The sequence below is a fragment of the Gordonia sp. NPDC003950 genome (assembly GCF_053605205.1).
Genome location: NZ_JBSGIT010000021.1, coordinates 1 through 12,438, shown reverse-complemented (window position 1 = coordinate 12,438; position 12,438 = coordinate 1). Strand labels below are relative to the sequence as shown.

12 protein-coding genes are annotated in these 12,438 nt (G+C 66.4%); 3 read left to right on the top strand and 9 right to left on the bottom strand.

Going from position 1 to position 12,438, the window contains the following annotated elements; all coding sequences use genetic code 11:
- Positions 1 to 108: 108 nt before the first annotated feature.
- Positions 109 to 348, bottom strand: coding sequence for a hypothetical protein (locus ACWETB_RS17725; RefSeq protein WP_452212589.1), 240 nt, complete (start codon positions 346 to 348; stop codon positions 109 to 111).
- Positions 349 to 650: 302 nt separating this feature from the next.
- On the opposite strand from ACWETB_RS17725, the gene ACWETB_RS17720 reads away from it, so the two are divergent.
- A complete protein-coding gene (locus ACWETB_RS17720; RefSeq protein ID WP_452212586.1) occupies positions 651 to 1,556 on the top strand; it encodes an SGNH/GDSL hydrolase family protein in 906 nt (301 codons plus the stop codon).
- Between the two features lie 10 nt (positions 1,557 to 1,566).
- Here the strand turns inward: ACWETB_RS17720 and ACWETB_RS17715 are convergent, their stop codons facing one another.
- Both ACWETB_RS17715 and ACWETB_RS17710 read right to left on the bottom strand, forming a co-directional pair.
- Positions 1,567 to 2,316: a 3-hydroxybutyrate dehydrogenase gene (locus tag ACWETB_RS17715; RefSeq protein ID WP_452212584.1), complete on the bottom strand. Its 750-nt coding sequence runs from the start codon at positions 2,314 to 2,316 to the stop codon at positions 1,567 to 1,569.
- A complete protein-coding gene (locus ACWETB_RS17710) occupies positions 2,313 to 3,704 on the bottom strand; it encodes an MFS transporter (protein WP_452212582.1) in 1,392 nt (463 codons plus the stop codon). The genes ACWETB_RS17715 and ACWETB_RS17710 overlap by 4 nt, the downstream gene beginning before the upstream one ends.
- A 117-nt stretch (positions 3,705 to 3,821) precedes the next feature.
- Between ACWETB_RS17710 and ACWETB_RS17705 the strand changes: the two genes are divergently transcribed.
- Positions 3,822 to 4,736: a LysR family transcriptional regulator gene (locus ACWETB_RS17705; RefSeq protein ID WP_452212580.1), complete on the top strand. Its 915-nt coding sequence runs from the start codon at positions 3,822 to 3,824 to the stop codon at positions 4,734 to 4,736.
- Between the two features lie 88 nt (positions 4,737 to 4,824).
- Positions 4,825 to 5,376: a dihydrofolate reductase family protein gene (locus tag ACWETB_RS17700; protein WP_452212578.1), complete on the top strand. Its 552-nt coding sequence runs from the start codon at positions 4,825 to 4,827 to the stop codon at positions 5,374 to 5,376.
- A 9-nt stretch (positions 5,377 to 5,385) separates the two neighbouring features.
- Here the strand turns inward: ACWETB_RS17700 and ACWETB_RS17695 are convergent, their stop codons facing one another.
- The 6 genes from ACWETB_RS17695 to ACWETB_RS17670 form a co-directional block, all read right to left on the bottom strand.
- Positions 5,386 to 5,580: a zinc transporter Slc39a7 gene (locus ACWETB_RS17695; protein WP_452212576.1), complete on the bottom strand. Its 195-nt coding sequence runs from the start codon at positions 5,578 to 5,580 to the stop codon at positions 5,386 to 5,388.
- A gap of 1 nt (position 5,581) precedes the next feature.
- On the bottom strand, positions 5,582 to 5,974 hold the full coding sequence (locus ACWETB_RS17690) for an ArsR/SmtB family transcription factor (RefSeq protein WP_452212574.1): 393 nt from the start codon (positions 5,972 to 5,974) through the stop codon (positions 5,582 to 5,584).
- A gap of 394 nt (positions 5,975 to 6,368) precedes the next feature.
- Positions 6,369 to 7,685, bottom strand: coding sequence for an oxygenase MpaB family protein (locus ACWETB_RS17685; protein ID WP_452212572.1), 1,317 nt, complete (start codon positions 7,683 to 7,685; stop codon positions 6,369 to 6,371).
- Positions 7,686 to 7,742: 57 nt separating this feature from the next.
- Positions 7,743 to 9,155, bottom strand: a complete 1,413-nt coding sequence (locus ACWETB_RS17680) for a M28 family peptidase (protein ID WP_452212570.1) — start codon at positions 9,153 to 9,155, stop codon at positions 7,743 to 7,745.
- Between the two features lie 358 nt (positions 9,156 to 9,513).
- Entirely contained in the window at positions 9,514 to 10,446 is a 933-nt protein-coding gene (locus ACWETB_RS17675; protein WP_452212568.1) for an LLM class F420-dependent oxidoreductase, read from the bottom strand.
- Between the two features lie 10 nt (positions 10,447 to 10,456).
- Positions 10,457 to 12,097 (bottom strand): MFS transporter, encoded by a 1,641-nt coding sequence (locus ACWETB_RS17670; protein WP_449741865.1) that lies wholly within the window; start codon positions 12,095 to 12,097, stop codon positions 10,457 to 10,459.
- Between the last annotated feature and the right edge of the window lie 341 nt (positions 12,098 to 12,438).

Here is a 12,438-nt window from a genome sequence, read left to right as displayed (position 1 = left end):
CCGTAGATCCGATGTCGGCGACGAGAACCCCCGAATTCGCATTCCGTCACGAACAGAAGCATTATCCGGCAGAGATGATCTGTCTGCACTTCTGGCGATCTTCTCGATTCACGATGGTTCGGACTCGGAAACGATCCGCGAACTCCCCCACCGGTGCAGTTCGGCGACCTCCGCGTCGGCGCGATCGGCGAAGCGGGCGGCGAGTCCATCGGCCTGCTTGTCGAGCAGGCGCGCGGAGAACACCGGACGTAGCCACCGGAACACACTTACCCAGGAGGGGACGTCGATGCGGCGGGCGCGTCCGGCGATGCCGTCGACGAAGGCCCGTGCACATTCGTCGACGTTCACCTCGTCCGAAACGGCGACGGGGCGGAGGCGAGCATCGGCACGAAGGATGGTATGTCCGCCTTGGCATCTCGGACCATCGGGGTGTCCACCCAGAGCAATGTCTGCGGCACTTGGCGGGCCGCGTAGCTCTTGTCGAACGCGATACCTCCCTCCGCCGGGGCGCTCGACGCACCACGTGGCATCACGCGGATAGCCCCCGATCACTCGGCAGCGGGGTCCTGCGCCACGAGTCCGGTGAGTCGTGTGCTGCGGCGGCCCGCCCGGATGTGGAAGCGACATCGCCGTGGGCAACGTATCTGTCCATGATCACGAGCATCGTGCGGACCCATCCTCGCCGGCGTGGCCGGCCGACACCCGGCGCACGGCGTGCCGGCATCGTGTCGGCGATCGTCGTCCTCATCGCCCTGAGCGCACCGTTGATCAGCACGCCGACCGCCGCCGCCCTGCCGCCCGGGCTGAACTACGTCGCCCTCGGCGATTCGCGGGCCGCGGGGTCGCTGCCCGCCTTCGAGCCGGCGAACGGATGCTGGCAGAGTTCGGTGTCCTACCCGCGCGTCCTGGCCCGCAGCATCGCACCGCGCAGTTTCGTCGACCGCTCATGCGCCGGCGCGTGGGCGGCCAACATCACTCATCTCCCGGAGAACGGACCTTTCGGCCCGATCCCGCCGCAGATCCGGTGGGTTACCCGGTCCACGGATCTCGTCACCATCTCCATCGGCGGCAATGATCTGAACTGGGGCGCCATCGCCGGCCGGTGTACCACACAGGTGCCGGGTGGCGATGCCCGCTGCCGGACCAACGGGGCGCACCTGGCGGCCGCCGACCGATCACTGAATCACATGACGGCGGTGATGGATTCGGCGGTGCGGGCGGTGCGGGCCGCGGCGGCGCCGCACGCCCGGATCGTGATCGTCGGCCACGGTGGCGTCATCGGCACCCGCGGATGTTGGCCGTTCGTCCCGGCGTCGGATGCCGATGCCCGCTGGATGAACTCGTTCATGACGAAAGTCAATGCCGCCCAGGCACGGATCGCGCAACGGTATGACGCCGCGTTCATCGATGTGATGAGACGTTCGGTGGGTCACGACCCGTGCGCCGCGCAGCCGTGGTTCGAGGGGACGGTGCCGCGGTCGCTGGCGGTATCGGGGCATCCGAACGAGATCGGTATGGCCAAGATCGCCGAGTGGATTCGCACGCAGGTGCGCTGACCGGCGGACCTCAGCTCGCGCTCCACCCGCCATCCATGGCGTAGGACGCGCCGGTCACCATGCCGGCATCCGCCGACGACAGCCAGCACACCAACGAGGCCACATTCTCCGGCGTCGCCATGCGTTTGATCGCACTCTCGGTGAGCAGCACGTTCTCGACGACGTCGCTCTCGGAAATGCCGTGCACGCGAGCCTGATCGGCGATCTGTCTCTCTACGAGATCGGTGTGCACATAGCCCGGACTGACACAGTTGCTGGTGACGCCGTGCGGCGCCCCCTCCAACGCCGCGACCTTCGACAACCCTTCGAGGGCGTGCTTGGCCGAGACGTAGGCCGACTTGTAGGCCGACGCCCGCCGACCGTGCACCGACGAGATGTTGACGATGCGCCCGAAACCGTTGCGGTACATGGTCGGCAGCGCCGCCCGGATCAACAGGAACGGCACCTCCACCATCAGGGTGTGCATCCGGCGAAACGTGTCGGGGTCGAACTCCGCGATCGGTGCGACCGCCTGGACACCGGCGTTGTTGACCAGGATGTCGAGGTCGAGGTGCAGACTTTCGAGGTCGGCAGTGTCGAGGAGATCGGCACCCCAGGCCTGACCACCGATGTCGGTGGCGAGCTGTTTGGCGGCCACCTCGTCGAGATCGGCGACGGTCACGTCCGCGCCACGGTCGGCCAGCGCACGCGCGCACGCCGCCCCGATTCCGTTGGCACCGCCGGTGATCAGGGCACGACGCCCGACGAGCTCCGCGCTCATGCCGTCACCTGCTCACGCCGCGAGCCGATTCCGAGGTTGTCGCGAGCGTCGGCGGCGTCGATGGATTCCAGTGTGATGCCCCGGGTTTCGCGGGCGAAGTACACCGCGATCAGGGTGAGCACGGCAGCCGCGGCCAGATAGATCGCGATGGGGACCGAGGAGTGGAAGCGGCTGAGCAGTGCCGCGGCGATGATCGGGGCCAGCGACCCGGCGACGATGGAGGTGACCTGATAGCCCAGGGACACACCGGAATACCGCATCCGCGTAGGGAACATCTCGGCCATGATCGCCGGCTGCCCGGCGTACATGAAGGCGTGGAAGACCAGGCCGATGATGATCGCCAGCATGATGACGGTGTTGTGACCGCTGTTCATCATGGGGAAGGCGAAGAAGCCCCACAGACCGGCCGTGACGGCACCGATCGCGTACACCGGCCGACGTCCCACCCGGTCGGAGAGCCTGCCCACCAACGGGATCACACCGAAGTGCACGGCGTGGGCAACGAGCATCCACGACAGGATGTGGGCGGTGTCGGCGTGCACGACGACCTTCAGGTAGGTGATGGAGAAGGTGACCACCAGGTAGTACATGATGTTCTCGGCGAAGCGCAGGCCCATGGCGGTGAACACACCCCGCGGGTAGAGCCGGATGACCTCGAGGACACTGAACGACGACGCCTTGGCCTCGTCGACCTCCTCTTGCGCCCGGACGAAGATCGGGGCGTCGGTGACCTTGGTCCGCACGTAGTAGCCGACGAGGACGATGACCGCCGACAGCCAGAAGGCCACGCGCCAACCCCAGCCGAGAAAGGCCTCGTCGCTGAGCACAGAGGTCAGGATCAGCAGCACGACGGTCGCGACGAGGTTGCCCATCGGCACGCCCGCCTGCGGCCAGGAGGCCCAGAAACCCCGTCGACGACTGGGGCTGTGTTCGGCGACCAGCAAGACCGCGCCGCCCCACTCGCCGCCGACCGCGAATCCCTGGACGAACCGCAACGCCACCAGCAGTGCGGGCGCCAGGTATCCGATGGCGGCGTAGGTCGGCAGGCAGCCCATCAGGAACGTCGACGCACCGACGAGGATCAGGCTGAGCTGCAGCAACTTCTTTCGGCCGAACTTGTCGCCGTAGTGACCGAACACCACTCCCCCGAGTGGTCGGGCGAGGAAGCCGACGGCGTAGGTGACGAAGGCGGCGATGATCGCGTCGAGTTCGTTGCCGCCGGTCGGGAAGAACACCTTGCTGAACACCAGCGTGGCGGCGGTGCCGTACAGGAAGAACTCGTACCACTCGACGATGGTGCCGGCCATGGATGCGGCGACCACACGTCGCAGGCCCGATGGGCGATACGTCTCCGGCTCACCGATCCCCGGACTCGAGACGTTTGACATTGCCACTCCTCTCAGAACACCGCCATTGTGATGGCGCTCACGTTTGCTCGAGTATTGGTGCTCATCGATGCGCATTCAATGGACGTCTCGTCGCATCACATCTGCAAGGATGCAGATATGCGTTGGGACAAGGTCAGCTCCGAGGATCTCCGCATCCTGCTGGCGGTCGGCCGGACCGGGCGTTTCACCACCGCCGCCGACGTGACCGGGCTCAATCACACGACGGTCTCGCGCCGAATCGAACAGCTGGAGAAGGCGCTGGCCGGCCGGGTGCTCGCCCGCGGAACCGGCGGATGGGAACTGACCGACCTGGGCCGACGTGCCTTCGTCGCGGCCGAACGCATCGAGGCCGCGCTGCATGATCTCGACGACACCGGCGAGGGTGAGCCCGCACTGCACGGCGTGGTCCGACTGTCGGCGACCGACGGCTTCTCGGCGCTGCTCGCCGCACCCGCGGCCGTCGACGTGCGCTCCCGAAATCCGGGCGTCAGCGTCGAGATCGTGACGGCCACACGGGTCGCCTCGCACACGCGCACCGGTCTCGACATCGAGATCGTGGTCGGCGAGCCGCATGTCCACCGTGCCGAGGCGCTGCGGCTGGCCGATTACCGCCTCGGGCTGTACGCGTCGCGGCGGTACGCGGCCGACCACGTCATGCCGGAGAGCCCGAAGGAGCTCACCGCACACCCGCTCGTGTACTTCGTCGACTCGATGCTCGCCGTCGACGACCTCGACCTTGCGCGAACCCTGGTACCGCAGATGGCCGAGGGGGTCACGTCGACGAATGTCTTCGTCCACGTGGAGGCCACGCGTGCGCACGCGGGTATCGGACTGTTGCCCTGCTATCTGGCCGATCGTCACGACGATCTGATCCGCATCCTGCCCGAGGTGAACGCGCAACTCACCTATTGGCTGGTCGCCCGCGCGGAATCCTTCCGGCGCCCCGCTGTCGCCGCGGTGATCGAGGCCATCCGCCGAGTCGTCGACCACCACAGACCCGCCCTGCTGGGTGCGGCGTCACCCCGGGAGTAGCCGGGCGATTTCGTCGGTGAGCGATGATTTCTCGCCGCGCACGTGGTCTACCGCCATGTCGGGTCCACCACGACCATCAGGAGGAGAAATGCGCAAACTCGTTGTCACACAGAACATCACTCTCGACGGGTCGATCGAGATGCTCACCACGTGGTTCGATCCCACCGATCAGACCCCCGACCTGCTGGACGAGATCCATCGCCAGGACGCACAAGCCGATGCACTTCTCTTGGGGCGTAAGACCTTCGAGGACTTCCGCGGGTATTGGCCGCGACAGGATGATGACGCCACCGGAGTCACCGACTATTTCAACACCGTCGAGAAGTACGTCGTGTCGTCGACGCTGACCGACCCGCGGTGGCAGAACACCTCGATCCTTCCCGGAATCGATACCGTCGCAAAGGTTCTCGCGTTGAAGGAACTCCCCGGCAAGGACATCGTCGTCACCGGCAGCATCTCACTCACCCATGCCCTGATCGGCGCCGGCCTGGTGGACGAGTACCGACTGTTCGCCTATCCTGCGGTGCAGGGCCGGGGCCGGCGACTGTTTCCCGACGGCACCGACGCCCCGGCCCTCCACCTCGACGGGTGCACGTCGTTCAGCAATGGTGTTGCGTTACTGAGGTATTCGACGAGCTGAGGCGCAGTTTCAGCCGTGCGAGTGTGCGTGTTCGGTGGTCAGCCCCGCCTGATGCACGTGGGAGTGGGTGTGCTCGACACCGTCGTGCGTGTGGGTGTGGGCGTGCTCCACATGATCATGGGAGTGCGTGGTGTGCGCGTGGACGTGCGCGCCACCGTCGTGGGAATGCCCGTGGGTGTGCACTTCGGGAGTGGGTTCGGACATGTCACTTCTCCTGTCTGTGTTCGTGTTCCGGAATTCGGCTCACGTCTTCGTGCAGATGATGGCGGGGTATCCCGGGACCGGCGTGTTCGGCGTTGAACACGGCGTCGGCCACCAGCTGGCGAACGTGATCGTTCTCCAGCGAGTAGATGACCTGCGTCCCCTCACGACGGGTACGCACCAGGCGCGCCATCCGGAGCTTCGCGAGATGTTGACTCACCGACGGCGCCGGTTTGCCCACGATCTCGGCCAGCTGATTCACCGACCGCTCGCCACGGCACAGCGTCCACAGAACCTGAACGCGGGTGGAATCGGCGAGCATGCGGAACACCTCGACGACCAGGGCGACCTGATCATCGGGGAGTACAGCATCCGGTGAATCACTATCTGCATTCATACGCAGATAATGTAGCTCAGGTCGGGCTGGTGCGCCAGGCTCACTTTGTTGACAGCGCTTTGGTATGCGTTGACGGCGCTCTGGCCTGCGTTGACAGCGCTGAGGGTCCTGTCCCAGCGCACCCTGCGGAGGTCTCGACTCGGCGCTCGCCCTGGGGGGCTCGCACCGGCTCGACCGGCGATGAAAAGCTCGACCCGCGGTTGGATGAGTCGCGTCGGGCTCGACCGGCGATGAAAAGCTCGATCCGCGGTTGGATGGGTCGCGTCGGGCACCGGGTCGCGTCGAGTTCGACCGGCGAGAAAGGGCTCGACCCGCGGTTGGATGGGTCGCGTCGGGCTCGACCGGCGATGAAGGGCTCGCCCGGCGATGAAGGAAGGCGATTGCCTTCGGCGAGTCAGCGACGTAACTCCGACGGTGCCGCGAACTCCGCGGGACGGTCCGACTGCCAGGAGTGCCAGCGCTCCCAGTTGGCCACCGACCACCGTTGCAGACGCTCGTCGACGCCCGGGATCACCCGCCGCAGCACTTCGCCGACGAGGCGTGGCGGCACCTGCGCGAGCAGGATCGCGACGCCGATCCAGCCGGCCGGGAGATCGAAGCGACGACGATTCTGCGGGAGCATGAACAACCGGGCGTACCCGGACTGGGCCTGCAGGTGATACCAGGCGCGCAGTCGGTCGCGGCGGCTCATGTCGGGCCGCGGCGCAAATCCGGGCACGAATGACTCGACGAGTTCGGCTCCGGCAGAACCGGAGTCGTAGGATCGGGTGGCGTCGAAGAGGTACAGCAGGCGCAGGCCGTCGGAGATGGTCTGCGGGTAGATGTCGTCGACGCGGACGCCGAGCAGGTGGCCGAGGTAGCGGTTGAACATCAGCGACGCCTCGAGTTCGGCCCTGGACGTGATGTACCCCAGGCCGTACAGCCCCATCGCCGGTCCGACGCTGCCGCCGAGAAGCGTCAGCAGCATCTCGCTCTGGCTGATCGGCAGGCCCCATTTCTCGTCATCCCACTCGTCGTGACGACGCACGCCGGCACGCACCGACACATGCATGACGCGCACCCGCATCGTCGTCGCGCGCCCGAGGCTTCCGGGACGCAGAATCGCCCCCGGCCTCGACACCTCGATCCACCACCGGCTCGTCTCGAGATAGCGATGAAGGGCTCGTTCACCCGCGTACCCACCGGCGAGTGAGAGGGGCACGGCCAGCGACCCCTCGGTGTAGGTGTCCATGGTGCCGGCGTTGCCGACCCCGCCCAGCGCGTACGCCCAGCGTCGCCACACCGCAGCGCCCGCTTCGATCGTCGCGGGATCGGCCCACTCGGGAAGCGTGTCGAACTCGGCAAACAGATCCCGCATCGATTGCGGGGCGTCGTCGAGGGTATCAATGCCCTGGTCGAGGGCCCGATCGAGGAGTTCACGACTCGCCCGCGGGCCGAGATCACCGTGATAGGTCTCGGCGACGAACCGCTCCGCGGTCGGATCGCCGGCGCTGAGCAGTTCGCCGTAGCGCCGCGCGATCCGGTCATCGGGGAGCAGGTCGACCCCGGTCAGCTTCAGCACGCGGTCACGCAGGCGCAGATGCCCCGAGTCATCCAACGGCCAGCGGTAGGCGGTGGGCAGGGCCGCCGCCTCGCCGGCCGGGCTCTCCGACGACGGGCCGAGCGTCGCACGTCCACCACCCATTGAGATCAATTCGCGATTTCGTCTCACCCAGCGAGGGTAACCCACTCACCGTCTCGAGCAAGGCCGGTGCGCGATCTTCGACGATCAACTGATCGCGAAGTACCCCGCCGCATAGGCCACGGCCGGCGCCATGTTTCCGAGCACCTTCTGGTTGACGTTGGCGTAGGTGTCCTGCGCCGTGTGGTAGTTCTGGTCGAAGATCTCACCGGCCGTGCCACCCCATTTTGCCGCCTGCGCAGGGGTTTTCACCTTGTCGGCCCCGGAATCGATTCCCCCGGAGGCGATCCCCACCTGCGCGAAGGCGTCGTAGTCGGAACGGCCGTCGAATCCCGATACCTCGGGTTGCACTCCCCGACCGGTGAGGAATCGGGTGAACACCGCCTCGATCGCCCCGGACCCGGCCGGCCCCGCATACGAGTCCGGCAGCTTCGACGAACCGTCCCCGTCGTAGACAAAGTACCCACCGTTGTGCGAACCGAGCATGTCGAAGTTCAGATAGCGCTTGATCTTTGCCCGCTGACTCGCCGGCAGCGACGTGACGTAGTGCGTCGATCCGATGAGCCCTTCCTCTTCGGCTCCCCAGAAGGCGAAACGCACCTTGTTCTTCACCGGCGCCACCGCGGTCATGGTGATCGCGGTCTGCAGCACGCTCGCCGAACCCGAACCGTTGTCGTTGATCCCCGGGCCTTCCGGGACGCTGTCGAGGTGAGCTCCCAGCATGACCACCGAATCCGATGAGCCGAAATGGGTTTCGGCCATCAGGTTCCACGACTTCACACGCGTGGTCGAGGCGTCGACGGCGAGGGTCAGCGATCCGGCCTGGCGGACCTGCGAACCCTGCGCACGCGCGACACCGAGGACGGGAATCGGGTCGCCGGCATCCTCGCCGAGCGTGCCCTGAATCGGGCCGTCCTCATTGTTGACGATGACGAGGGCCTTGGCGCCGGCTTTTTTGGCGTTGTCGGCCTTGTCGCCGAACGCGCACACTCCACGTTCGACGACGACGATGGAACCGCGGGTCGCCGCACCGAAGTCGGCGACTTCGCATCCTGGCGTGGCATCGGAGGTCGGTACCTCGATGACCGGTGCGGTCACCGACGGTGTGGCACCGGAGTAGGCGAGCACCTCCGATTCGATTGCCGTGCCGCCGGCGCTCAGCGAATGGCCGCGCTCCTCGAACTGCGTGGCGGTGAACTCCTGACGCGTCGGCATGTAACCGGCCGCGCGCAGTTTGCCTTCCACATAGTCGAGGCTCTGCAGGTAGCCGGTGGTGCCGAGGGAACGATTGCCCCCGTTGCGCGCCGCGATCGCCTGCAGTGCTCGCAGGTGAGCCGACACGTTGGTGGCGGTGACTCCGCCCGCGACGAGATTCCCGTAGCGATCGGCGATCGGATCCGCCGCCGACGCCGGCGCACTGCCGGTGATCGTCGCGACTGCGACCGACGTCGCCACGCATGCGGTGACCAGTGATCGGCGTAAGAATCGTCGTGCGCTCACGGTAGCTCCCCGTCTGCAGCTATCAGGACATCTGACACCGGGAGAACTCCGTGCGGGGTTCTGCCGGTTTCACGACACTTGTCGGCGTTTGAGCACGCTACCGCACCACGGTCTTCATGTCGTGGGGTTGGCTCATCGATGTCGATCGGGGGATTCATACATGTGCCCGACGTACCGAATCACCGCACTCCTGGGCGCCGGCCGCGATGCCCACAAACGTCCCTGTCAGGCGTTCTCACCGGAAATGCGCAGCGAGAGTGTGTGACGGGGACGTTTGTGGTCACGAGGGCAGTCGACCCGGCCGCGATCGGCGCTTCGGCGCCCGAGGTCCAGCGAGACGACCGCTGCAACACACCCCTCAACTGATCTGCGGCACAACCTCTTTCGCAACGAGATCCAGATGATCGAGATCGGCGAGGTCGAGCACCTGAAGGTAGACGCGGCTCGCGCCGACGGCCCGATACTTCTCGATGGTCTCGACCACCTCCGCCGGGGTGCCCGCCGCACCATTGGCGCGCAGTTCGTCGACGTCGCGACCGATCGCGTGTGCTCGTCGGGCGATCTCGACCTCGGTTGCACCGCAGCACAAGACCAGCGCCACCGAGAACGTCATCGCCGAGGGGTCGCGGCCGGCGTCGACACACGCCGCCCGAACCCGTTCGTACTGCGCGGACACCGCGTCGAGCGGCTGAAACGGGATGTTGAACTCGTCGGCGAATCGTGCGGCGAGTGCCGGGGTGCGCTTGGGGCCCATCCCGCCGACGATGATCGGGGGACGCGGTGACTGCACCGGTTTGGGCAGCGCCGGTGAACCTTTCACCGTGAAGTGCCTGCCGTCGTGGTCGAATCGATCACCCACGGGGGTCTGCCAGAGTCCGGTGATGATCTCCAGGGACTCCCCGAGCCGCTCGAAGCGTTCCCCCAGCGACGGGAACGGAATCCCGTACGCCAGGTGTTCCTGTTCGAACCATCCGGCTCCGAGACCCAATTCCACACGGCCACCGCTCATCTGGTCGACCTGGGCGACCGAGATCGCCAACGGCCCGGGGTATCGGAAGGTGGCCGAGGTGACCAGCGTCCCCAGCCGGATGCGTGCGGTCTCACGGGCGAGTCCGGCCAGCGTCGTCCACGCATCGGTCGGGCCCGGCAGTCCGTCACCGTCGCCCATCGCGAGATAGTGATCGGAGCGGAAGAAGGCGTCGAAACCGAGGTCTTCGGTCGCCTTCGCGACGGCGAGGAGCTGATCGTAGGAGGCGCCCTGCTGGGGCTCGGTGAAGATTCGGAAGTCCACCTCATCCAACCTACGCGGGCGCGGGACGCGCCCCCGTCGCGGCGTCGTCGGTGGCTCCCAATTCGACACCGGGGATGCGCGGCAATCGCTGGGCGATCAGCAGACCCAGGACCGCGAAGGCGATCGCCAGCAACAGCGACGCCTTGATCGCCATGATCTGCGCGTCGACGTAGGCCTGGGCCAGCGACGACACCTCGCCCGCCGGAATTCCGTTGGCGACCGCGATCCCGTCGAGCTGATCGCGGGCCACGATCTCGACGCCGTCCTCGGTGGCCTCGGCGATCACCGCCTTGGTCTGCGCCGAGATGTCCGGGTCGGTTTGCGCCGCGTCGTTGAATCCCGCGGACAGAGCGCCGATGAGGATCGCTCCGATCATCGCGACACCGATCGACATGCCGATGTTCTGTGCGGTGCCCTGCAGTCCACCGGCCTCGCCGCGGTCCCGATCTCCGACCGACGACATGATGACGTTGCCCAGTTGCGAGGCGACGAGACCGAATCCCGCTCCGAAGACCGCCATTCCGACACCGAACATCGCGTCCCGCAGCTCCGGGTCGATGGTGGAGACGAGGATCAGCGCACCGGCGATCACCAACACCAACCCGGACGACACGATCAGGCGCGGAGACATCTTGCGTGCCAGCACGGGTCCGGTGAAGGCGGCGATGAGCATCGCGACCGACATCGGCGCGAGCTTGATCCCGGTCTCGAAGGCGTTCTTCAGCAGCACGTACTGCAGATAGATGGGGATGACGAAGAAGACACCGCCGATCACCGTCTGCTGCGCGATGAGCATCACCAGTCCATTGCGCAACTGCAGGCCGCGCAACAGCTTCGGATGCATCAGCGGCGTCTTGCCCGAGGCCACCACCCGGTTCTCCCACCAGAGGAATCCGACGAGCACCACGATTCCCGCGCCGATCATGAACGGCACCACCGAGAATCCGAACGGCGTGATCTCGGTGCCGGCGATCGTCAGCGCCCCCGACGGCCGGATCAGTCCCCAGGTACCCGCCTTGAGCAGACCGAGCACCACCAGACCGAGGCCCAGGGACGAAAGAATCGTTCCACCCCAATCGATCTGGCGTGAACTGGAGACCTTGGAATCGGCGATGAGCTTCAGGCAGGCGACGACGGCGATACACACCACGGTTTCGGCCGCGAAGACGACTCGCCACGTCAGGGCCTCGGTCACCCACCCACCGATCAGCGGGCCGGCCGCGGCACCGGCGGCCGCGATCCCACCGAGTGCCCCGTAGGCGGTGGCACGGTCCTTGCCGGTGTAGTTGGTGGCGGTCAGCGAGATGATCGCCGGCATCACCAGCACCGCGCCGGCACCCTCGACGAACGACCAGCCGAACAGCAACCAGCCGATCGAGGGACTGAATGCGGTGATCAGCGATCCGGCGCCATAGACCAACAGCCCGATCCCGAAGATCCTCTTGCGTCCGAAGATGTCACCGAGACGCCCACCGAACAGCATGAACGATCCCATCACCAGCGTGTACAGCGTGATGGCGAGTTGCACCTGGGTGATGGTGGTGTCGAGGTCCTCGACGACGTCGGCCACCGACACGTTCATCACGGTGGTGTCGAGCACCATGATGAACTGTGCAGCGCACAGGATGATCAGCACCAGCCAGCGTTTCACCGGTCACACGCTAGTGCCGACGGGTTCGGTCGGCGTCATACGCAACGAATGATCACCGGCCGATCGCGCGGCCGCAGCCTCGGCCGATGCGGCCGCGAGCCCCGGCACTGCGGGCTATGTTGAGCAGGCGAGTGCGGTGATCCGCGTCGGATCGCCGCAGTGACGAACAGGGGCTCGACACCGTGATCGACAAGCTCATCCCCACCCAGCAACGTCGAACCGTCGATGAGCTCGTCGACCGTCTCGACCTAATGGGTCTTACTGGATCGTCTACGGTGTGGCAGGTTCAGTACTGGTAGCGGTCGCTGGGATAGCACTCGTTTGACCCGGAGCATCCGGCA

What these genes read in the sequence shown, in the direction of transcription:
- ACWETB_RS17695 (WP_452212576.1), bottom strand. Translation starts at nt 5,580, where the DNA reads ATGTCCGAACCCACTCCCGAAGTGCACACCCACGGGCATTCCCACGAC.
- ACWETB_RS17690 (WP_452212574.1), bottom strand. Translation starts at nt 5,974, where the DNA reads ATGAATGCAGATAGTGATTCACCGGATGCTGTACTCCCCGATGATCAG.
- ACWETB_RS17715 (WP_452212584.1), bottom strand. Translation starts at nt 2,316, where the DNA reads ATGAGCGCGGAGCTCGTCGGGCGTCGTGCCCTGATCACCGGCGGTGCC.
- ACWETB_RS17710 (WP_452212582.1), bottom strand. Translation starts at nt 3,704, where the DNA reads ATGTCAAACGTCTCGAGTCCGGGGATCGGTGAGCCGGAGACGTATCGC.
- ACWETB_RS17705 (WP_452212580.1), top strand. Translation starts at nt 3,822, where the DNA reads ATGCGTTGGGACAAGGTCAGCTCCGAGGATCTCCGCATCCTGCTGGCG.
- ACWETB_RS17700 (WP_452212578.1), top strand. Translation starts at nt 4,825, where the DNA reads ATGCGCAAACTCGTTGTCACACAGAACATCACTCTCGACGGGTCGATC.
- ACWETB_RS17720 (WP_452212586.1), top strand. Translation starts at nt 651, where the DNA reads ATGATCACGAGCATCGTGCGGACCCATCCTCGCCGGCGTGGCCGGCCG.